General features: G+C 71.0%; 16 protein-coding genes. 8 read left to right on the top strand and 8 right to left on the bottom strand.

Annotation, left to right across the window (positions count from 1 at the left end):
- Window positions 1-123 precede the first annotated feature (123 nt).
- Window positions 124-1056 (bottom strand): carbohydrate kinase, encoded by a 933-nt coding sequence (locus ABZ570_RS29225; RefSeq protein ID WP_358070579.1) that lies wholly within the window; start codon window positions 1054-1056, stop codon window positions 124-126.
- Between the two features lie 354 nt (window positions 1057-1410).
- On the opposite strand from ABZ570_RS29225, the gene ABZ570_RS29220 reads away from it, so the two are divergent.
- Entirely contained in the window at window positions 1411-2523 is a 1113-nt protein-coding gene (locus ABZ570_RS29220; RefSeq protein ID WP_358070577.1) for a lytic polysaccharide monooxygenase, read from the top strand.
- 89 nt (window positions 2524-2612) lie between these two features.
- Here the strand turns inward: ABZ570_RS29220 and asnB are convergent, their stop codons facing one another.
- Window positions 2613-4574 carry an asparagine synthase (glutamine-hydrolyzing) gene (asnB, locus tag ABZ570_RS29215; protein WP_358070575.1) on the bottom strand — a complete coding sequence of 654 codons (1962 nt, stop codon included), beginning with the start codon at window positions 4572-4574 and terminating at the stop codon, window positions 2613-2615.
- 112 nt (window positions 4575-4686) lie between these two features.
- On the opposite strand from asnB, the gene ABZ570_RS29210 reads away from it, so the two are divergent.
- The 3 genes from ABZ570_RS29210 to ABZ570_RS29200 all read left to right on the top strand — a co-directional run bounded on the left by ABZ570_RS29210 (window position 4687) and on the right by ABZ570_RS29200 (window position 10439).
- On the top strand, window positions 4687-6162 hold the full coding sequence (locus ABZ570_RS29210; RefSeq protein ID WP_358070573.1) for an aminopeptidase P family protein: 1476 nt from the start codon (window positions 4687-4689) through the stop codon (window positions 6160-6162).
- 337 nt (window positions 6163-6499) lie between these two features.
- Entirely contained in the window at window positions 6500-8293 is a 1794-nt protein-coding gene (locus ABZ570_RS29205) for a hypothetical protein (RefSeq protein WP_358070571.1), read from the top strand.
- 364 nt (window positions 8294-8657) lie between these two features.
- Window positions 8658-10439, top strand: a complete 1782-nt coding sequence (locus tag ABZ570_RS29200; RefSeq protein WP_358070569.1) for a hypothetical protein — start codon at window positions 8658-8660, stop codon at window positions 10437-10439.
- 78 nt (window positions 10440-10517) lie between these two features.
- On the opposite strand, the gene pulA is transcribed toward ABZ570_RS29200, so the two are convergent.
- A complete protein-coding gene (pulA, locus tag ABZ570_RS29195) occupies window positions 10518-16016 on the bottom strand; it encodes a pullulanase-type alpha-1,6-glucosidase (protein WP_358070567.1) in 5499 nt (1832 codons plus the stop codon).
- Window positions 16017-16169: 153 nt separating this feature from the next.
- A complete protein-coding gene (locus ABZ570_RS29190) occupies window positions 16170-16427 on the bottom strand; it encodes a cellulose binding domain-containing protein (protein WP_358070565.1) in 258 nt (85 codons plus the stop codon).
- A 7-nt stretch (window positions 16428-16434) separates the two neighbouring features.
- Here ABZ570_RS29190 and ABZ570_RS29185 point away from each other — a divergent pair, with 7 nt between their 5' ends.
- Window positions 16435-16890, top strand: a complete 456-nt coding sequence (locus ABZ570_RS29185) for a hypothetical protein (protein ID WP_358070563.1) — start codon at window positions 16435-16437, stop codon at window positions 16888-16890.
- 60 nt (window positions 16891-16950) lie between these two features.
- Here the strand turns inward: ABZ570_RS29185 and ABZ570_RS29180 are convergent, their stop codons facing one another.
- Window positions 16951-17241 (bottom strand): cellulose binding domain-containing protein, encoded by a 291-nt coding sequence (locus ABZ570_RS29180; protein WP_358070561.1) that lies wholly within the window; start codon window positions 17239-17241, stop codon window positions 16951-16953.
- A 1-nt stretch (window position 17242) separates the two neighbouring features.
- Between ABZ570_RS29180 and ABZ570_RS29175 the strand changes: the two genes are divergently transcribed.
- A complete protein-coding gene (locus tag ABZ570_RS29175) occupies window positions 17243-17392 on the top strand; it encodes a hypothetical protein (RefSeq protein ID WP_358070559.1) in 150 nt (49 codons plus the stop codon).
- Here ABZ570_RS29175 and ABZ570_RS29170 read toward each other — a convergent pair.
- Window positions 17376-17765: a hypothetical protein gene (locus ABZ570_RS29170; RefSeq protein WP_358070557.1), complete on the bottom strand. Its 390-nt coding sequence runs from the start codon at window positions 17763-17765 to the stop codon at window positions 17376-17378. The genes ABZ570_RS29175 and ABZ570_RS29170 overlap by 17 nt on opposite strands.
- Window positions 17766-17805: 40 nt before the next feature.
- Window positions 17806-18468, bottom strand: coding sequence for a hypothetical protein (locus ABZ570_RS29165; RefSeq protein WP_358070555.1), 663 nt, complete (start codon window positions 18466-18468; stop codon window positions 17806-17808).
- Window positions 18469-18487: 19 nt separating this feature from the next.
- Between ABZ570_RS29165 and ABZ570_RS29160 the strand changes: the two genes are divergently transcribed.
- Window positions 18488-18661, top strand: a complete 174-nt coding sequence (locus tag ABZ570_RS29160; protein WP_358070581.1) for a hypothetical protein — start codon at window positions 18488-18490, stop codon at window positions 18659-18661.
- Between the two features lie 13 nt (window positions 18662-18674).
- Here the strand turns inward: ABZ570_RS29160 and ABZ570_RS29155 are convergent, their stop codons facing one another.
- Complete coding sequence (locus ABZ570_RS29155) at window positions 18675-19043, bottom strand: ArsC/Spx/MgsR family protein (protein ID WP_358070553.1); 369 nt, start codon at window positions 19041-19043, stop codon at window positions 18675-18677.
- Window positions 19044-19553: 510 nt separating this feature from the next.
- On the opposite strand from ABZ570_RS29155, the gene ABZ570_RS29150 reads away from it, so the two are divergent.
- Window positions 19554-19760, top strand: a complete 207-nt coding sequence (locus ABZ570_RS29150; protein WP_358070551.1) for a hypothetical protein — start codon at window positions 19554-19556, stop codon at window positions 19758-19760.
- Window positions 19761-20457: the final 697 nt, after the last annotated feature.

Below are 20457 nucleotides of genomic sequence, written 5' to 3'. Positions count from 1 at the left end.
CCGCGATCTTCCACTTTGGGTCGACCTATGGCCCCTTGGGCTGTTGTCGTCCCGCCACATACTGCAAGCGCGCGGCCGGAGGGGTGGGGTGGGGGTGGGGGGGTGGGGGTCGGGAGGGGGCGGTCAGGCGGGGAAGCGGGCGGCCACGGCGGCGCGGGTGGGCATCGCGGTGGCGCCGCCCGGGGACTCGCAGACCAGGCCGGCGACGCGCAGGGCAAAGGCGACCCGGTCCCGCCAGCCGACCGGGTCCACCGGCTCACCGGCGGCGAGCAGCTCGGCGATGAGCGCACCCATCACCGAGTCCCCCGCCCCGGTGGCATCCACCGCGCCGACCTTTGGCGCGGGCACCCGTACCACGTCGTCGGCGGCGGCCACCAGGGCGCCGTCCGCGCCGAGGGTGACCACGACGGTTCCGGCGCCCAGCTCCCGCAGGTACGCGGCGACCCCCTCCACCGGCTCCCCGGGATAGAGCTCGGCCGCGTCGGCGGTGCTCAGCTTCACCAGGTGGGCGCTCGCCGCGAACTCGGCGACCACCTCGCGCAGCTCGGCCAGGGCAGCGGGCCCGTCCAGCAGCCGGGTACGGACGTTCGGGTCGAACACCCGCAGCGCCCCGGCGATCGACCAGGCCCGCCGGGCGGCGGCCAGCACCGGCGGGTCGAGCAGCACGATCGAACCGCAGTAGAGCACCTGCGCGCCCTCGATCAGGGGCACGCTCAGGTCGTCGGCGGTGAGCAGGGCGTACGAGCGGGGCTCGCCGTAGAAGCGGAAGTCGGGTTCGGGGCCGGCGAAGGTCGCCACCGCCAACGCGGTCGGGGCCGGCACGGTGACCGCGCCGGCCAACCCGACACCTGCCTCGGTCAGGAAGGCGCGGATCCGCGCCGCGAGCGCGTCGTCGCCGAGCGACCCGACGAACTCGACGTCGCCGCCGAGCCGGGCCACCGCCACGGCCACGTTGAGCGGTCCCCCGCCGATCGCCTGCCGGTAGACGGGCTGACCGTCGTACTCGGCGTCGAGCAGGTCGACCAGCGCCTCGCCGAGCACCACCGCGTACCCCATCCTGCCTCCATCCCTCCGTCGTACCCCCGATCCTGACGCATCGTGGGGGCACGGCGCGCGGGGACGACGCGGACGCCCCACCGCGACCGGGCTCTCATCGATGTACGGCTATTGCGCGCGCTGCCTGGACGTGATGGGTTGGCGCTTGCCGGAGTGGCGGGGGGGCTGCCGCGCCACCGGCCGCCGGGTCGAGCCGACGCGAGGGCACTCCGGTCCGTGGCACGGACCGCCAGTGGTGCGCGCCCAGCCGGCCCCGGCCACTCCGACCGCCGGGCGTGGCACCGCGATCGTCGCATCCGCTCGTCACAGCGGGGCGGACCGGTGCGGGTCGCGCCCCGCGAGTCAGGAGAACTCGTGCACCGATCCCGTACGGCCGCCCTGCTCACCGCGGCCGCCACCCTGGCCCTCGCCGGGGCTGTCGCCCTGGCCACCAGTTCCGGCCCGGCCGCCGCGCACGGCGCGGCGATGACCCCGGGCGCCCGGACCTACCTGTGCTGGAAGGACGGTCTCACCCCGACCGGTGAGATCAGGCCCAACAATCCCGCCTGCGCGGCGGCGGTCGCGCAGAGCGGGACGAACTCGCTGTACAACTGGTTCAGCGTGCTGCGCTCCGACGCGGGCGGCCGGACCGTCGGCTTCATCCCCGACGGCCAGCTGTGCAGCGGCGGCAACCCGAACTTCAGCGGGTACGACCTGGCCCGCAACGACTGGCCGATCACCCACCTGACCGCCGGGCGGACCATGGAGTTCCGCTACAGCAACTGGGCTCACCACCCGGGCACGTTCTACTTCTACGTGACCAAGAACACCTGGAGCCCGACCCGGCCGCTGGCCTGGAGCGACCTGGAGGACCAGCCGTTCCTGACGGTGACCAACCCGCCGCAGCGGGGCTCGGTGGGCACCAACGACGGGCACTACTACTTCACCGGCACCCTGCCGGCGAACAAGAGCGGCCGACACATCATCTACTCCCGCTGGGTCCGCTCGGACAGCCAGGAGAACTTCTTCGGCTGCTCGGACGTGACCTTCGACGGCGGCAACGGCGAGGTGACCGGGATCGGTTCGGGCGGCAGCCCGTCACCCACCCCCACCACGCCCACGCCCACGCCGACCGGCCCGTCGCCGACGCCCACCACCAGTCCGACCATGCCGCCGCCGGGCGGCGGCGACTGCATGGCGGTCTACAAGGTGGTCAACGCCTGGCAGGGCGGCTTCCAGGGCGAGGTCATGATCATGAACCACAGCTCCCGGACGTACGGCGGCTGGACGGCGAACTGGACCTGGCCCAGCGGTCAGAGCATCACCCAGCTGTGGAACGGCACGCTGAGTACGAACGGAGCGGCGGTGACGGTCACCAACGCCCCGTACAACGGCACCATCGCGCCGGAGGGCACCACCACGTTCGGCTTCACGGCCAACACCTCCGGCACCAACACCCTGCCCACCGTCACCTGCACCGGCCGCTGACGCCGCGTTAGCGCGCCGCGTTAGCGCGCCGCGTTAGCAAGGGCCCCCTGTACAACGCGAGGCGTTAACAGGGGGCCCTTCCTTACCGCTCAGCGGACCATGCTGCCGACGACCGGCTTCGTCAGGAGGGCGGACTGGTTGCGCTGGATGCCCGGGTCGAGGGTCTTCGCCACGAAGATGGCGTGCCAGATGCAGAAGATCAGCACGGTCCACACCTTGCGGGAGTGGTCCGCCTCCTCGCGCTTGTGCTCCTCCAGCAGCCGCATCGCGTACGACAGGTCGATCAGATCGCCGGCGCCGGAGGTAGCCAGCACGTGCCGGGCCCACTCGTACATCTCGCCGCGCAGCCAGACCCGGGTGGGGGTGGGGAAGCCGAGCTTCTTGCGGTTGACGATGGCCGGCGGCACGACGCCCTGCAGCGCCTGGCGCATGGCGTACTTGGTGGCCTCGGAGCGGGGCGGCAGCTTCAGGTCGACCGGGATGCCCGCCGCGACGTTGAACACCTCGCGGTCCAGGAACGGCACCCGCACCTCCAGCGAGTGCGCCATCGAGATGCGGTCGGCCTTGACCAGGATGTCGCCGCGCAGCCAGGTGTAGAGGTCGACGTACTGCATCTTGGTGACGTCGTCCAGCTCCGTGCACTCGGCGTAGATCGGCGCGGTGACGTCGGTGTAGCGGACCGAGGGGTCGTAGCGACGCAGCAGGTGCTGCTTCTCCTCCTCGGTGAACATCCGGGCGTTGCCGTAGTAGCGCTGCTCGATGGGTGTGGTGCCACGCTCCAGGAAGCTCTTGCCCTTGACGCCCTGCGGGATGGCCTTCGACACCGCCCGCAGGCCCTTCTGCACCCCGTCCGGCAGGCCGTTCACCGTGCTGAGCGACAGCGGCTCCCGGTAGATGGTGTACCCGCCGAAGAACTCGTCCGCGCCCTCGCCGGAGAGCACCACCGTGACGTGCTCGGCGGCCTTCTTCGCCACGAAGTAGAGCGGCACCAGCGCCGGGTCGGCCACCGGGTCGTCCAGGTGCCAGACGATCTTGGGCAGGGCGTCGATCATGTCCTGCGGCCCGATCTTGGTCGGGATGGTGGTCACGTCGAGGTGCCGGGCCGAGTCCTGGGCCACGTCGATCTCGGAGTAGCCGGGCACGTCGTACCCGACGGTGAAGGTGAGGATGTTCGGGTTGAACTCCCGGGCCAGCGCGACCACCGCGGTGGAGTCGATGCCGCTGGACAGGAAGGAGCCGACCGGCACGTCCGAGCGCATGTGCATCCGGACGCTCTCCCGCAGCGTCTCCCGGATCTCGTGGTAGAGCTTCTGCTCGTCGGCCACCGGCGCCGGCCGGAACACCGGCCGGTACCACCGGCGCACCTCGATCCGGCCGCCCGGGGTCCAGGTCAGGTACTCCCCCGACCCGATCCGGCTGATCCCCTTGTGCAGGGTGCCCGGCTCCGGCACGTACTGCAGGGTCAGGTAGTGGCTCAGGTTGGCGGTGTCGATCCCGGCGTCGCCCTGGTACGCCGACTGCGCGAACGGCAGCAGCGCCTTCTTCTCGGAGGCGAGGTAGAGCCCGTCCTGGGTCTCCAGGTAGTGCAGCGGCTTGATGCCGAAGTAGTCCCGGGCGCCGAAGGCCCGCCGCTCCTGCCGGTCCCAGATGACGAAGGCGAACATGCCGCGCAGCTTGGTGAGCACCTGCTCGCCCCAGTAGTGGTAGCCGGCGACGATCACCTCACCGTCACCGTTCGTGGCGAACTGGGCGCCGAAGTCCCGGATCAGCTCGTCCCGCAGCTCGATGTAGTTGTAGATCTCGCCGTTGAAGGTGAGCAGGTAGCGGCCGTTCGCGTACGGCAGCGGCTCGTGGCTGAGGGCCACGTCGATGATCGCCAGCCGCTTGTGCGCGAACACTCCGTCCGCATACCGGCCGGTTGCGTCGCCGACCACCTCGACCCCGGTCTCGTCCGGGCCACGGTGGTGCAGGCACTCCAGTGCGCTTGCGATGTGGTCGCGGTGGGCGGCGGCGTCACCGCGCGCGCTGAAAAAGGCCAGGAGTCCGCACATGATGACCATCTTTCCACGCGGCCGCAGTGAGCGTCGCGGCACCGCAGGGTCCTCCCGCTCCCGTGCGCGCGGTACCGTCTGGACCAGCGACGAGGCTCAGGGAGGGCGGATCATGGCCGAGGAGCGGACGCAGCAGAGCAAGCCGGCGGACGGCACCGAATCGCACGACCCGGACTTTCCGGAGGCGTTCCTGACGTTCATGCGTCAGGGTTGGCGGGACACCGAACTGCCGGTGGGCCCGCGCCCGGAGGTGCCCAACTACGCCAAGCGGCGGGCCGCGCTCGCCGCGGCCTTCCCCGGCGAGACCCTGGTCATCCCGACCGGCAACGAGAAGGTACGCGCCAACGACACCGACCACCCGTTCCGGGCCGGCAGCGACTTCGCGTACCTCACCGGCGACCTCGAACCGGACAGCGTGCTGGTGGTGCACCCGAACGGCGATGCCGTGCTCTACATGCGGCCCCGGTCGTCCCGCGAGAATGACGAGTTCTTCCGCAGCCGCAACGGCGAGCTGTGGGTGGGCCGCCGACCCACCCTGCGCGAGCGGTCGACCGAGCTGGGCCTGCCCACCGCCAACCTGACCGAGCTGGACGCGGCCCTGGCCGAACTGGCGCCGGGGCGTACCCGGGTGCTCCGCGGCTTCGACGCCCGGGTGGACGCGGCGGTGCGGCCGTACGACGGCGCCCGCGTGGACGGGCAGCCGGGCCGGGACCGGGAGCTGGCGATCGCCATCTCGGAGCTGAAGCTGGTCAAGGACGAGTGGGAGATCGCGCAGCTCCAGGAGGCGTGCGACGCCACCGTCCGCGGCTTCGAGGACGTGGCCCGGGCGCTCCCGGCCGACCGGGGGGTCTCGGAGCGGCTGCTGGAGGGGATCTTCGCGCTGCGCGCCCGGCACGACGGCAACGACGTCGGGTACGGCTCGATCGTCGGCGCCGGCGAGCACGCCACGATCCTGCACTGGGTGCACAACCACGGCACCACCCGCCCGGGTGAGCTGCTGCTGATGGACATGGGCGTGGAGAACCGCAACCTCTACACCGCGGACGTCACCCGGGTGCTGCCGGTCAACGGTCGGTTCACCTCCCTGCAGCGCCAGGTGTACGACGCCGTCCACGCCGCCCAGCAGGCCGGCATCGACGTGATCAAGCCGGGCGTCGCGTTCCGGGACGTGCACCTCGCCGCCATGCGGGTCCTGGCCGAGGCGCTGAAGGACCTGGGGCTGCTGCCGGTCAGCGTGGACGAGGCCATGGACCCCTCCTCGACCGTCTACCGCCGCTGGACGCTGCACGGCACCAGCCACATGCTCGGCATCGACGTACACGACTGCGCCAACGCGCGTAAGGAGACCTACCGGGACGGCCCGCTCGGCGAGGGCTACGTGCTCACGGTCGAGCCGGGGCTCTACTTCCAGCCGGAGGACGAGCTGGTCCCGGAGGAACTGCGGGGCGTCGGCATCCGGATCGAGGACGACATCCTGGTCACCGCCGACGGCCCGGTGAACCTCTCGGCGGGGCTGCCGCGCCGCTCGGACGAGGTGGAGACCTGGCTGGCCGAGCAGCGCGAGGCCGGTCCGCGCCTGCCGGGCTGATCCCGGCTCGACGACCCTGACGGCGGGCCCCACCGCCGACGGCTGCGACGTTTCCGTCGTTCTGCCGCCGGTGGTGGGGCCCGCCGCTGTTTGCGCTGCTCGGCACCGTCGTCCTCGGCAGGTGCCGAACGATCGCCCCTGCCTACCCTGAGGCAAATGTGGGGTTTTTTCAGATACGTCCGCCTCGTGAGGATCCTTCTCATACGGTGTGGATCAGAGGCTACAACCGGTTTGTAGCTGGTCGCCCCGCCCGGGGCGGTGCGACCCCTTTGTGTAACCGAAAGGGCGGAAGGCTCTGATGTCCAACGACGTAACGACTTCCGACGGTGGGGCCCCGATGACCCCACCGACGAACAGGCGGCGGGCGCTCTGGGTCGCCACCGGCGTGGCCGGGCTGACCGGCGTCGTCGGTCTGGCGGCGCTGGGTGGCCTCGCCGCTCGCGACGACAAGTCCGGCGAGACGCAGCGGGTCGCGGAGAACCACGCGGCCGCGCCGCAGAACGCGAGCGACACGCGCAAGGACGGCGAGAAGGGCGAAGGCAAGGACGCCCACGATGAGCAGAACCGGGCGGACGAGCACGGCCGGGATGGTAAGGACCGTGGCGACTGGGACCGGGGCAAGCCCGGCGAGGAGCGGGACGAGCACGGGCGGCGGGTGCGGGAGGTGCCCTGCAGCGACGAGAAGCTGGTCGAGGCGATCGATCTGGCCAACCGGGATCACGGTGGCACGTTGAAGCTGTCCCCGCACTGCGTCTACGAGCTGGACTTCGCCGACAAGAAGTCCGGCACGGCCCTGCCCACGATCCGGCAGGAGATCAAGATCAAGGGCAACGACGCCACGATCAAGCGGGACTCCGAGGACGCCTTCCGGCTGTTCCGGGTCGCCGACGGCGGTGAGCTGACCCTGAAGGACCTCACGCTCAAGGACGGCAACGCCGCCGAGTTCAAGTACGGCTCCGCGCCGACGACGCCATCGGCGTCCGGGCCGCAGGTGCCGGGGTCCGGGCCGCAGGCTGAGCCCATGGTCCCGAAGCCGCCGGAGAAGGAGAAGAAGGAAGGCGAGGCCGACGGCGGCGCCATCCTGGTCGAACGCGGCGGCAGCGCCCACCTGGAGCAGGTGAAGCTGACCCGCAACAACGCCGAAGGCAACGGCGGCGCCATCGCCAACTTCGGCCGGGTCGACCTCGACGACAGCAAGGTCGAGGACAACCACGCGCAGAAGAACGGTGGCGGCATCTTCAACGTCGGCGTCCTCAAGGTCAAGGAATCCCGCATCAACAACAACACCGCCGGCAAGAACGGCGGCGGCATCGCCAACGGCGAGGGCAAGGAAAAGGAAAAGGGCAAGGACGGCAAGGACTACTGGGTCAAGGGCCACGACGAGGCCGGCACAGTGGAGATCATCGGCCGCTTCGAAGGCAAGGAAGTCGGCAAGAGCGAGATCGAGAACAACCGAGCCGGCAAGAACGGCGGCGGCGTGTTCAGCTCCGGCGGCTTCGTCAAGATCACCCTGACCTCCATCAAGAACAACACCGCCTGCGAGAACGGTGGCGGCATCTACGCCCACAACACCGACCTCGACCTCCAGAAGGTCCTCATCGCCAAGAACCACGCCGACAAGGACGGCGGCGGCGTCTACAACACCGGCGGCGAGAAGAAGAAGGAAGCCCCCTACGCCGACCAGAAGGAAGAGAAGAAGAAGGAGGAGGAGAAGGAGCAGGAGGCGACCGCCACCATCGCCGACAGCGCCGTCCTCGAGAACACCGCCGGACGCTTCGGCGGCGGCATCTTCAACGGCGACCCCGACGTCAAGATCAAGGAAGGCTTCCTCGAGTCCGACAAGGACAAGGAAGACAAGGACAAGGAAGACAACGCCACCCTCACCGTCCGGGACACCGAGATCAAGGCCAACACCGCCCTCAACGGCGGCGGCATCTTCAACAACGAAGGCCGGGTCACCCTGACCAAGACCCGCATCATCAAGAACACGGCGACCGACTCCGCCAAGACCCACCGCGTCGCCGGCGGCGTCTTCAACAACGACGGCAAGGTCAAGCTCGACGAAAAGACCGTCATCGCCGACAACGACCCCACCAACTGCGGCGGCACCGTCAAGGACTGCTTCAACTGAACCACCACATAACCGCGGGAGTCCCTTTCCGCCGCCCCGCGGCGGAAAGGGACTTCCCTTCCCCGCCCGTCGCCGCCGGGGTGGTTCGTCGCGGTCGTCACCGGTCCGGGCGTGGCGGGACCGTCGCCCGCTTTCCGCCCTGCGCAGCGCTCTCCGCCCCCATGGCACCGGTCATGCGCGGCAAGCCCGCCGTGCCGCCGCCCGCACCGCCCCGCACCTAATGCGGGTTTTTTTCGCATAAGCGCACGAGGTGAAGAAGGTTCTCATACGGTGGTCTTCAGCAGCTACAACCGATTTGTAGCGAAGGCCGCATCGCCGTGGCGAAGCGACCTTGTCGGGTACAAGGAGAGGGCAGAGAGCTCCGATGTCCAACTACCTTCGTAATAACGATGACGCCAGCCGCGAGACGGTCTCCCCGATCCGTCGTCGTCGGGTCTGGCTCGCCACCGGCGTCGTGGGCCTGACGGGAGCGGTCAGCCTCGCGGGTGTGGCGTACGCGACCACCGGCGCCGTGGGTCCCCACCGGCTCGGCGACGTGAAGTGGTCTACCGCCCAGCAGCTCACCAGGGACGACGCCAAGGGCGAGGAGAACGCCGGCCGGGATGGTAAGGACCGTGGCGACTGGGACCGGGGCAAGCCCGGCGAGGAGCGGGACGAGCACGGGCGGCGGGTGCGGGAGGTGCCCTGCAGCGACGAGAAGCTGGTCGAGGCGATCGATCTGGCCAACCGGGATCACGGTGGCACGTTGAAGCTGTCCCCGCACTGCGTCTACGAGCTGGACTTCGCCGACAAGAAGTCCGGCACGGCCCTGCCCACGATCCGGCAGGAGATCAAGATCAAGGGCAACGACGCCACGATCAAGCGGGACTCCGAGGACGCCTTCCGGCTGTTCCGGGTCGCCGACGGCGGTGAGCTGACCCTGAAGGACCTCACGCTCAAGGACGGCAACGCCGCCGAGTTCAAGTACGGCTCCGCGCCGACGACGCCATCGGCGTCCGGGCCGCAGGTGCCGGGGTCCGGGCCGCAGGCTGAGCCCATGGTCCCGAAGCCGCCGGAGAAGGAGAAGAAGGAAGGCGAGGCCGACGGCGGCGCCATCCTGGTCGAACGCGGCGGCAGCGCCCACCTGGAGCAGGTGAAGCTGACCCGCAACAACGCCGAAGGCAACGGCGGCGCCATCGCCAACTTCGGCCGGGTCGACCTCGACGACAGCAAGGTCGAGGACAACCACGCGCAGAAGAACGGTGGCGGCATCTTCAACGTCGGCGTCCTCAAGGTCAAGGAATCCCGCATCAACAACAACACCGCCGGCAAGAACGGCGGCGGCATCGCCAACGGCGAGGGCAAGGAAAAGGAAAAGGGCAAGGACGGCAAGGACTACTGGGTCAAGGGCCACGACGAGGCCGGCACAGTGGAGATCATCGGCCGCTTCGAAGGCAAGGAAGTCGGCAAGAGCGAGATCGAGAACAACCGAGCCGGCAAGAACGGCGGCGGCGTGTTCAGCTCCGGCGGCTTCGTCAAGATCACCCTGACCTCCATCAAGAACAACACCGCCTGCGAGAACGGTGGCGGCATCTACGCCCACAACACCGACCTCGACCTCCAGAAGGTCCTCATCGCCAAGAACCACGCCGACAAGGACGGCGGCGGCGTCTACAACACCGGCGGCGAGAAGAAGAAGGAAGCCCCCTACGCCGACCAGAAGGAAGAGAAGAAGAAGGAGGAGGAGAAGGAGCAGGAGGCGACCGCCACCATCGCCGACAGCGCCGTCCTCGAGAACACCGCCGGACGCTTCGGCGGCGGCATCTTCAACGGCGACCCCGACGTCAAGATCAAGGAAGGCTTCCTCGAGTCCGACAAGGACAAGGAAGACAAGGACAAGGAAGACAACGCCACCCTCACCGTCCGGGACACCGAGATCAAGGCCAACACCGCCCTCAACGGCGGCGGCATCTTCAACAACGAAGGCCGGGTCACCCTGACCAAGACCCGCATCATCAAGAACACGGCGACCGACTCCGCCAAGACCCACCGCGTCGCCGGCGGCGTCTTCAACAACGACGGCAAGGTCAAGCTCGACGAAAAGACCGTCATCGCCGACAACGACCCCACCAACTGCGGCGGCACCGTCAAGGACTGCTTCAACTGACCGACGTTCGACGAACGGACCCACGCAGAGCTCCGGCCCCCTGCCAGCGAGTTGGCAGGGGGCCGGAGCGTCGCCGGGTCAGCTCTGGACGAAGACCGCCACGCTGCGCGCCGGCACGGTGAACGTGCCGGTGGCCCGGTCGAACGAGGCCGTCCGCAGCACCGGGTCGGCGGAGTTCCGCAGCACCGGGTGCAGCGCCACGTCCGCCCCACGAGGGCCGGTCACCGTCTGCGTCGCCGCCGCCGGGGTGGCGTTGAAGACCACCGTGACCGACTTCCACGTTCCGCCGAGACCGCGGGCGTCCAGGGTCATGGTGAGCACCCCCGGGGTCTCCCGCTCGCCGGAGAGCGGGAAGGCGACCCGCTGCTGCACCTGGCCGGCGCTGGTCAGCCCGAAGACCGGCGAGGACCGCCGGATCTGGAGCAGCTCCGCGTACCGGGCGTCGGCCAGGTTGATCGCCGCGCAGTCCGGCACCAGCTTCGGGTCGGCCAGCAGCGGCTTCGCGTACGGCCACTTGCTCTGGTTGTCCGCCGCCGGCGGGAGGCCGGCGCCGAACCCGTTGCCCTGGGCGCAGTCCCAGCGGATCTGGTTGAACCAGTCCCCGGAGTTGTAGGAGTTGCGGTCCAGCGACTTGGAGCGCAGCCGCTCGGAGCCGGCCGTCACGAAACCGGTCCCCTGCCCCATCAGCACGGTGCCGAGGGCGAGCACCTGCATCCGCGCCCGGTCCGTCGCCGAGGTCCGCTGCGGCAGCTTGTACGCCAGCGCGTCGTACAGGATCTCGTTGTCGTGCGCGTCGACGTAGGTGACCGCCTCGCCGGGCGCGGCGGTGTAGCCGGCCGGCGAGCCGTTGTAGTCGACCTGGGCGCCGGTGACCTGCCGGCCGGACGAGTCGGTGAACCGGTAGTCGCGCAGGTTGCCGGCGAGACCCACCTTGATCAGGTCCTGCTGGTGCAGCAGTTGGGCCTTCTGCTCCGCCGTCGACCCGTTGGCCTGGTCACCGTTCGGGTCGGACCACAGTCCGGACGCGAAGCCCTGGATCCGCGGGTTGTCGTCGAACGGGCCGCCGCCGCGCACCGCGTCGCGGAGCCGGTCGTTGAACGTGCCGATCCCGGTGCCCGCCATGTTGGCCTGGGTGGCCTGCACGAACCGGGCGTCGCCCGCGACCTCGCCGAAGTCCCAGCCCTCGCCGTAGAGCAGGATCCGCTTCCCGTCCACCCCGTCCTTCGCCACGGTGAGCTTGTCCAGCGCGGCGCGTACGGCCAGGATGTTCGCCTTCGGGTGGTGGCCCATCAGGTCGAACCGGAAGCCGTCCACCTTGTACTGCCGGGCCCAGGTGACCAGGGAGTCCACCACGAGCTTGCCCATCATGGCGTGCTCGGGGGCGGTGTTGGCGCAGCAGGTGGAGGTGGCGACGGCGCCGTCTTCCAGCAGCCGGTGGTAGTAGCCAGGGACGATCTGGTCGAGCACCGACTTCGGGTCCGTGCCCGAGGCCGAGGTGTGGTTGTAGACGACGTCCATGACCACGCCCAGGCCGGCCTGGTTGATCCCGGCGACCATCTGCCGGAACTCGGTGGTCCGCTTCGCCCCGGCCGGGTCGACGGCGTACCCGCCCTCCGGCACGGTGTAGTGCAGCGGGTCGTACCCCCAGTTGTAGCCGTCGGTGTCGGCCACGGCCGCGACGCACTTCTGCTGCTCGTCGGAGTCCGGCGGCAGCGCGGCCAGGTCGCAGGCGGGCTGCCGCTGGTCGGCCCGCCGCTCGGGGATGGTGGCGAAGTCGAACGCCGGCAGCAGGTGCAGGTAGTTCACCCCCGCCTCGCCGAGCGCGGCGAGGTGCTTCATGCCCGCCGTGCCCGGCTCGGTGAAGGCGAGGTAGGTGCCCCGCCGGTCGGCCGGCACGGTGGCGTCGGCGATGGAGAAGTCGCGGACCGACACCTCCTGGATCTGCGCCCGCGACGACGGCACCGTCGCCGGCTTGCGCAGCTTGGCCCAGCCGGCCGGGGCCAGCGCCGGGTCGCCCAGGTCGACGATCTGGCTGTGCGTCGAGTCCGGTGCGAGCGCCACCGAGTACGGGTCGGTCACCGAGGCGGTGACCATCTTCTGCGCCGCCGGCTGCCAGGCCTCGACCTGGTACCGGTAGTACTTCCCGGCCCACTCCCGGGCGCCGCGCACCGACCAGACGCCGGTGGAGTCGTCGCGGTTCATCGACACCGTCGTCGGCCGGGCCGTCGGCGAGTCGAAGAGCTGGAGCGAGACGGTATGGGCGGTCGGCGCCCAAACGGCCAGGGTGGGTACCTTCCCGGCGAACGTCGGGCCGAGCTTCGCGCTGGTGGCGGCCCGGTAGACGTCGTCGAGCACGCCCGGGATCTGCACCCCGGTCGCGCCGAGGAGCTTGCCCTCGGCGTCGCGCTCGGTCACCACGAGCTGCCCGCGCAGCGCCGCCGGCACCTTGGCCAGGTCGGCCCGGTCGAGCGAGAAGGCCCGGTACTCCCACAGGTGCGGCCAGGCCGCGCGCTGGGCCTCGGTGAGCCCGTTGCGCTCCGCCCGCAGCGGCAGCGTGGTGTACGTCCCGGACAGCTCACCGTCGGTGATGCTCAGCCCGCCGTTCGGGGCGGCGACCAGGGCGTACCGCTTGCCGTCGGTCGGCCCGGTCCGCCAGGCCACAGTGGACCGGTCGATCCACTGTGCCTTCTGCTGCGAGATGTCGAGGTCGCGGGCGACGCCGGAGGAGGTCGACGGGAGCAGCCGGCCCTTGACCCCGGCCAGCAGCCACACCTCGCGTCCGGCGGAGGCGAAGTCCAGCCGCTGGTCCTCCGGGTGGTCCTTCTCGTCGCCGCGGTGCACGATGTAGCTCAGGCCGGTGGCCCCGGCGGCCAGCGGCACCCGGAAGAGCGCGCCGAAGGCGTCGATCTTCTCCGGCTTGAGCGGGTTGGACCAGTCGGTCGGGTTGGCCGCGCCGTCCCAGAGGTGCAGGCCCCAGCCGTCGTAGTTGCCGTCCGCCCTGCGCCAGTGGATGAGCGCGGTGTTCTCGTCGACCGGTGGGTCCGGCTCGCCGGTGGCGGCCTGCCGGCTCGGGTACAACGTCGGGTCACCCTGCTTGACCCAGACCTCGCCGGTCTGCGTGACGTCGATGGCGCGGTCCTTGTCGACGTCCTTGTTCCCGGCCTTGTCGACGACGAGGAAGCCGATCGACCTGGCGCCCGGCTTCAGCTTGACCCAGGCGAACCGGCCGAAGGAGTCCTCACCGGCGAACGGCTGCCCCTTGGGCCACTCGGTCTGGTACGCCGGGTCGATGTCGCCCCAGGTGTAGAGGCCCCAGTCGGCGTACCCGCCGGCCGGGCGCTGGTAGTGCACCACCGCCCAGTCCCGCGACGCGCTCTCGGCCGGGGTGCCGACCACGCCGGTGGACCGGGCGGTGGCGACGCGGCCCTTGCCGTCGCGGACGACGGCCTTGTACTCGACCTTCGCGCCGCCCGGCAGGCCGGCCAGGTCGTGGTGCACGGTGTACGGCGCCGTGCGCGCGCTGCCCAGCAGGGTCCACCTGCCGCCGGGCACCCGGGCGGCGAAGGTGACGGTGGCCAGGGGGTCGCCGGTCACCTGTGCGGTGACGGCGGCCCGGGTGGCGACCGGGTCGTCGCCCGGCTCGGTGATCGTGATGCCCGGCGCGGCGCCGGCCGGCGGGATCGCGCGGTCGGCCCGGAGCACCACGGCGGACATGGCCGGCACGGTCACGCTCAGCTTGCCGTCGGCACCGGCGGTCGAGCGGACCGCGCCGCCGTAGATGCCGGTGAAGGTGGCACCGGCCGACCAGGTGTCCACGGTGACAGTCTGCGCGCTGTCGGCGTTGTTCACCGCGGCCACGTACTCGGTCCGCTCGCTGGGCAGGATCCGGGAGAAGGCGAAGACGCCCGGACCGTCGGCCGCGTACCGAATGACCTGGATGCCGTCCCGCAGCGCCGGGTGGGCCTGCCGCAGCCGGCCCAGCTCGGCGATGGTCCGGTACAGCGGGTGGGTGGTGTCGTACTGGTCGCTGGCGTGGGTACGGGTGGTCCCGATCAGGTCGTCGTCCAGGTAGTCCGGCGTCCGGCTGGCGAACATGTCCTGCCGGGCGTCCTTGTCCCCGCCGGGGCCGGTGAAGCCCTGCTCGTCACCGGAGTACACGACGGGCTGGCCGCGGGTGAGGAACATCAGCTGGTGGGCGAGCTGGTCGCGGCGCAGCTGGCTGGCGTCGTCACCGCCGGCGGCGGCGATGAACGAGCCGATCCGGCCCATGTCGTGGTTGCCGAGGAAGGTGGTCAGCCGGTTGGCGCCGGTGTCCCGGGCGGCGTAGAGGTCGTCCCGGGCGTACACGTCGCCGAGCGCTCGCGCCGAGCCGCCGGCGGCGGTGTAGCCGCGCGCGGCCTCCTGGAAGGAGAAGTCCAGGGTCGCGGGCAGGCCGCCGCGCCGCACGTACGTCGACTCGATCTCCTGGTCGGCGCTGTAGACCTCGCCGAACATGAAGAAGTCCGGCTTGCCGGCCCGCTGCGCGGCGGCGTCGATGCCCCGGACGAACTGCGGCCAGAAGTCGAGGTTGGTGTGCTTGACCGTGTCGAGGCGGAAGCCGTCGACGCCGACCTTGCCGATCCACTGCGCGTAGATGTCGGTCATGCCGCGGACCACCTCGGGACGCTCGGTCCAGAGGTCGTCGAGGCCGAAGAAGTCGCCGTACTCGCTGTTCTCCCCGGCGAAGGTGGAGTCACCCCGGTTGTGGTACATGGTCGGGTCGTTCAGCCAGGCCGGAACCTTGACCTTCGCGTCGGCCGCGCTGGCGAAGGTCGGAGTGTACGGAAAGGACTTCTCGTCGACCTGCGGGAAGTCCCGCGTACCGTCGGCGTGGTTGCGGTCCTCGAAGGGCCGCCCCTGCGCGTCCCGGTACGGGGCGGTCTTCTTGTCGACGTAGCCGTACCTGTCCTCGGCGTACCGGATGACGTCCGCCGTGTGGTTGACGATGATGTCGAGATAGACCTTGATGCCCCGCTGGTGGGCGAGTTCGACCAGCCGCTTCAACTCCTCGTTGGTGCCGAAGTGCGGGTCGACCTGGGTGAAGTCGGTGATCCAGTAACCGTGGTAGCCGGCGGAGACGTCCGCGCCGGTGCCCTGCACGGGCCGGTTCTTGAAGACCGGGGCCAGCCAGATGGCCGTGGTGCCCAGCCCCTGGACGTAGTCCAGCTTGTCGATGACGCCCTTGAGGTCACCGCCGTGGTAGAAGCCCTTGTCCGTCGGGTCCAGGCCCGTGGTGAGCCGGTCACCGGTCAGGCCGCCGGTGTCGTTGCGCCGGTCACCGTTGGCGAACCGGTCCGGCAGGACGAAGTAGAACTGCTCGGCCCGGGCCTCGTTGCTGCCGGCCCTGAGCAGTGCGTCGGCGGACGGCTCCTTGCTCCACTGGGTGGCGCCGGCGGCCGCGAGGACGTCGCCGGTCACGGCACGGTCGCTGGCCTGGGCACCCGACTGGAGTGCGGCGACCGGCACGCCGACGAGGGTGAGCACGACGGAGGAGACCAGGGCGAGCAGGGCCTTGGCGGATATCGGCGGCGGTTTCATCGACGGCCTTTCTCTGGTCGCTGATTCGCCCGCACGCTAGCCCTTGCCGAAACATTCTGCAATAGTTTGCAAACCGAGTCGCAACAAAGCAGATGCCTTGCGCAAAATGACACGGTGGACCGGCGTCACCGCCACGCCGGCGCGAGGGCGACCTCAGCGGCCGGAGCACTCCGTACCGTCGACCGTGCAGCTGGTCGGCCGGGTGGTGCCGGTCTTCTCGAAGTGGAACCGCAGCGGCACCGACGCCCCCGGCGCCAGGTCCACTCCGCTGCGGTACGTGAAGACCCCGTCGGCGAAGCTCGCCGTGCCCTGCTCCGCGCCGTCCACCCAGGCCGCCACGAGACGGCCCCGTGGGAAGCTCAGCGTCACCGTCCAACCGCTCCGCTGGTCGCCCTTGTTGACCAGCAGCACCTCGCCGATGAAGCCACCACGGAAGCTGTTGACCACCCCGTACCGGCCGGTGACCGGCGGCGGTGGGGGCGACGCGATCAGCGGCGCCGGCGGCGGGGTCGACGTGGCCGCCGGTGGACGACTCCCGGCGGTGCCGCTGGCCGGCGGGCTCGACGTCGGCCCGGCCGCCGGCGCGGCCGGCCTGGGCGACCGCCGGGACGCTGCCGGCGCGGCGGCCGAACTGGACGGTGCCGACGCCGCGGTGGTCGACAGCTCGGGCAGCGACATCGCCGGCGCCGGTGGCGTGCCGTCGGCGTACGTGCTTCGGCCCCGTACGGAACCGAACGCGACGACCATCAGCACCACCATGACGATCACACCGATCGAGACGACGATCCAGGGCGAGGAGGTGATGGCGGCGCCGGGTGACAGACGTGCGCGACGCGTACCGGACATGGCCTCCCCTGTCGACTCGGCCCGGTGAGCGTAACGACCCGGAGCGGCGCCGGAAAGCACCCGGCCCGTCCGCCGTCGGCGGGCCTGCTCAGGCGAGGACGCAGGCCATTCCGTTGATGGTGCACCCGCCCGGCCGGTCACCGCTGCCCATGCGGTCGAACCGCAGTTGCACGGTGATGCTCTGCCCCGGCCCCACCGGCCCGGTGCCGAGCAGCTCGAAGGCTCCGTTGCCGGAGGTGCTGACCGAGACCCCGGAGGCGGACGAGGCATGCACGCTCTTCACGTTGCCCGCGAACTGCAACCTCACCTCCCAGTCCTGGTTCCGCCCCGAGCCGTTGGCGACGGTCAGCCGGGCCTCGAACGAGTTCCGGTCACTCACGGTGGCCTCGTACCGGGCGGTGACCGTGCCGTCCGCGGGCGCCACCGGCGCCGCTTCCGCGACCAACGGGGCGGGCGCCGCCGCCGAGGGCCGGACCGAGGTGGCGTTCGGCGACGTCCCGCTGGACGGGTTCGTCAGGCGGTACGGATGACGGTGCAGATGGCCGGGCCGTCGTCGGTGGCCCGCAGCAGGTAGCGGTAGCGCTCGCCGGGCACCGCCCGTCCCCGGCTGTCCAGGAACTCCCAGCGCACCGCCACCTCGGTGAGCAGCGCCGAGACCTGATGCACGTCCTCGAACTGCGCGTGGGCGGCGACCAGGGCCCGCTCCTGGTAGTCCGCGGCGGCGCCGACGAAGCTGAGGGCCACCGCGGCCGGCGAGGTGAAGGAGAAACTGTACGTGTCGGCCACCACCAGCCCGGGCAGGGCGTAGCAGCCGGCGATGGTCGGCACGTCGCCGCTGGTCAGCGCCGCACCGTACCGGTCGAAGAAGTCGGTCAGCGCGTCGAGGTCCGTCGAAGCCGTCACGGGGCTTTCCATTACCGCGCCACGCTCTCGGCAAACCTGGTCAGCGAGGTGGGAGGCGTACCTCGATCTCCGCCCCGAGCTGGGCGCCCCCGGCGAGCTCGAGGTCGTCGCCGCTCCAGAACCGTCCCGGGTCGTACCAGTTGGGCCGGCGGCCGGCCGGCAGCAGCCCCATCGCCTCGTAGGTCACCGCCACCACCTCGGCGCAGTACGCGGTCTCCAGTGCCCGGTCGGGTACCGGCACCCCGGTACCCTCCTGACCGGACGGTCGGCGGCGGCGCAGGGTGGGCACCCGACCGCGCGCCCAACGCCAGGCGAGCAGGGCGGTGGACGGGAACGGAGTGCCGTCGAGGCGCGCCACGGTCCGCAGCACCGCCTCCTCCATCGCCGGGTCGGCCGGCGGTTCGAGCTGACGCAGCCAGGCCCGCTGGCCGTACCGGTTGGCCCAGACGCAGATCGCGTCCCGCAGGTCGTGCAGCTGCACGCCGCGCTGGTGGCTGCCGGTCCACAGGTCGGGCAGGGAACGGCCCAGCTCGGCGTGCCACATCAGCGGCGGCATGTCGTCGAGCACCACCGCCATGCCGACGTGGTTGACCGGGCTGTTGGTGGTGAGCTGGATGGCCCGATCGGGCGCGCTGCGCCCCCGGAACACCCACACGTCCCCGGTGCGGGTCAGCTCCACGGCCTCGTCCAGACTGATGCTCACAGAGGACTACCCTAAGCCGATGCGGCGACGGATGCGGTGGTGGAAGGTGCTCGGACTGGCCGGCCTCGCCGGCGTCGCGGCGACCGGGGTGGTCGTCGCGAGGGCGGAACGGCGGCGCCGGGCGTACACCCCGGAGGAGATCCGGGACCGCCTGCGCGAGCGGCACGCGCAGGCGACGCGGCGATCCTCCTGATTCGCCCGCAGGCTCACCGCTCGGTGCGGCGCACCGCGTCGTCCAGGGCCTCAGGGGTACGCCCGACCAGCGCGCTGCCGTCGTCCAGCAACAGGATCGGACGCTGGATCAGCTCCGGGTGCGCGACCATCGCGGCGATCCAGCGCGGCTCGGCGTCGTCGTCGCGGGGCCAGTCCGCCATGCCCAGGGCTGCCGCGGCCGGCTCGCCGGTGCGGCAGATGTCCCAGGCCCGGGCGTCCAGCCGGCGCAGCACCTCGGTCAGCTCGTCCGCGCTCGGCGGCTCGGTCAGGTACGCCCGCAGCCGATAGGGCACCCGCGCCTCGTCCAGCGTGGCCCGGGCGGTGGCGCACTTCGAGCACGACGGGTTGTGCCAGATCTCCATCCGCACATGCTGGCACACCACCTCGATCCTCCTGTGGATGGTCGGCGGCCACCGGGCCAGCACGTCGTTTCTAGGACGGCCCGATGGCAATCCCATTCTGGGAAACCCCGTTCGTCCTGTCTCCACCGTCGGCGCCGGTCGAAAGGCACAGGCACGTCGACCTGCATCTGCCGGCAGCCGACGGTCCGCGCCCCGCGGTCGTGCTGGTGCACGGCGTCCCCCTGCCACCCGGCGCGCCGGATCCGCGCGACTGGCTGCTCTACCGCGGCTACGGCGCGCTCCTGGCCGAGCAGGGCGTGCTGGCCGCCGTACCCGCCCTTCCCCTGCACAGCCCGGCCGAGCTGCCGGTCGCGGCCGGGCAGGTGCGCGAGGCCGTGGATCTGGTTCAGGCCGATCCCCGGGTGGACCCAGGACCGGCTGGTCCTGTGGTTCTTCTCCGGCGGCGGGCTGCTGCTGGCCGACTGGCTGCGCCGGCCGCCGGCCTGGCTGCGCGGTCTGGCGGCCACGTAGGTGGCCCGTGCCGGGCTGGACCGGCCGGAGATTCTCGGTCCCACCGAGGAGTTCCTCGCCGCCGCGGCCGCTCTGGGTTCGTCCGTGCGGCTGGTGGACGTACCAGAAGGTCGGCACGGCTTCGACGCCCTCGACGATACCGACCAGTCCCGGGACGCGGTACGCGCGGCCCGCGACGCCGTCCTCGACCTCCTGGCCGGCCGCTGACCATCCCCGGCCCGCCGCAGCCGGTGACGAACCGTGACGGGCGGGACGGCCCGACCTTATGTCACGGAGAGCAACCGAGACGCGGATCTGATGGGCGCGGGCTCAAGGCCCCGTAGCCGGTTGACCAGGTGTTACCCCTGCCGGCCGGACGGGCGGCAACTCCCCTGCTGCCCGCTTTGCTCTGCAGCCAGATACGCAGCACAGCACGGTGGGTGGCTGCTGCGTCCGTGGCTGCAGAGCAAAGCGAGGAGTGTGAACCTCCGTGGCCCGCCGCGGGATGTCACAGTACGTGAGGGCTCCTCTGGGAGGTTCTCCGTGATCCGGCCTGCCTGCGCGGTGCGGCCACCTCGGCGCCTACGGCGAGGAGGCGGGCTGCCTGCCGAGAGAGTCCCGGGGGTGGGTGGAACGTCATGGGTGCCTCCGCATGCCTTTGACACCCGTGACGTTCCACTGACGGGATGGATTGCCCGGATGTGAGGCCCGCACGATCGCCGGATGTCCGGTTTGTGGTGGCCTGCCGGGGCTGCCGGCGCGGAATGATGGCGGGGCTGCGGGCGTTGGACATGGTCGACCGCGTGGGACAGCCGCGTTGGTCACCGGCCCGGTCATCACGGGTCGTCGGCCGGGCGGAATGATCCGCCACCGGCCGTCGTTACATCCCCCGGACCCGCCGAGCAGGCCCCGCGCCGCCGGCCCG

Source organism: Micromonospora sp. NPDC007271 (assembly GCF_040634005.1).
Taxonomy (GTDB): domain Bacteria; phylum Actinomycetota; class Actinomycetes; order Mycobacteriales; family Micromonosporaceae; genus Micromonospora.
Note: the sequence above shows the minus strand (reverse complement) of the source record. Positions and strands in the feature narration are given on the sequence as shown.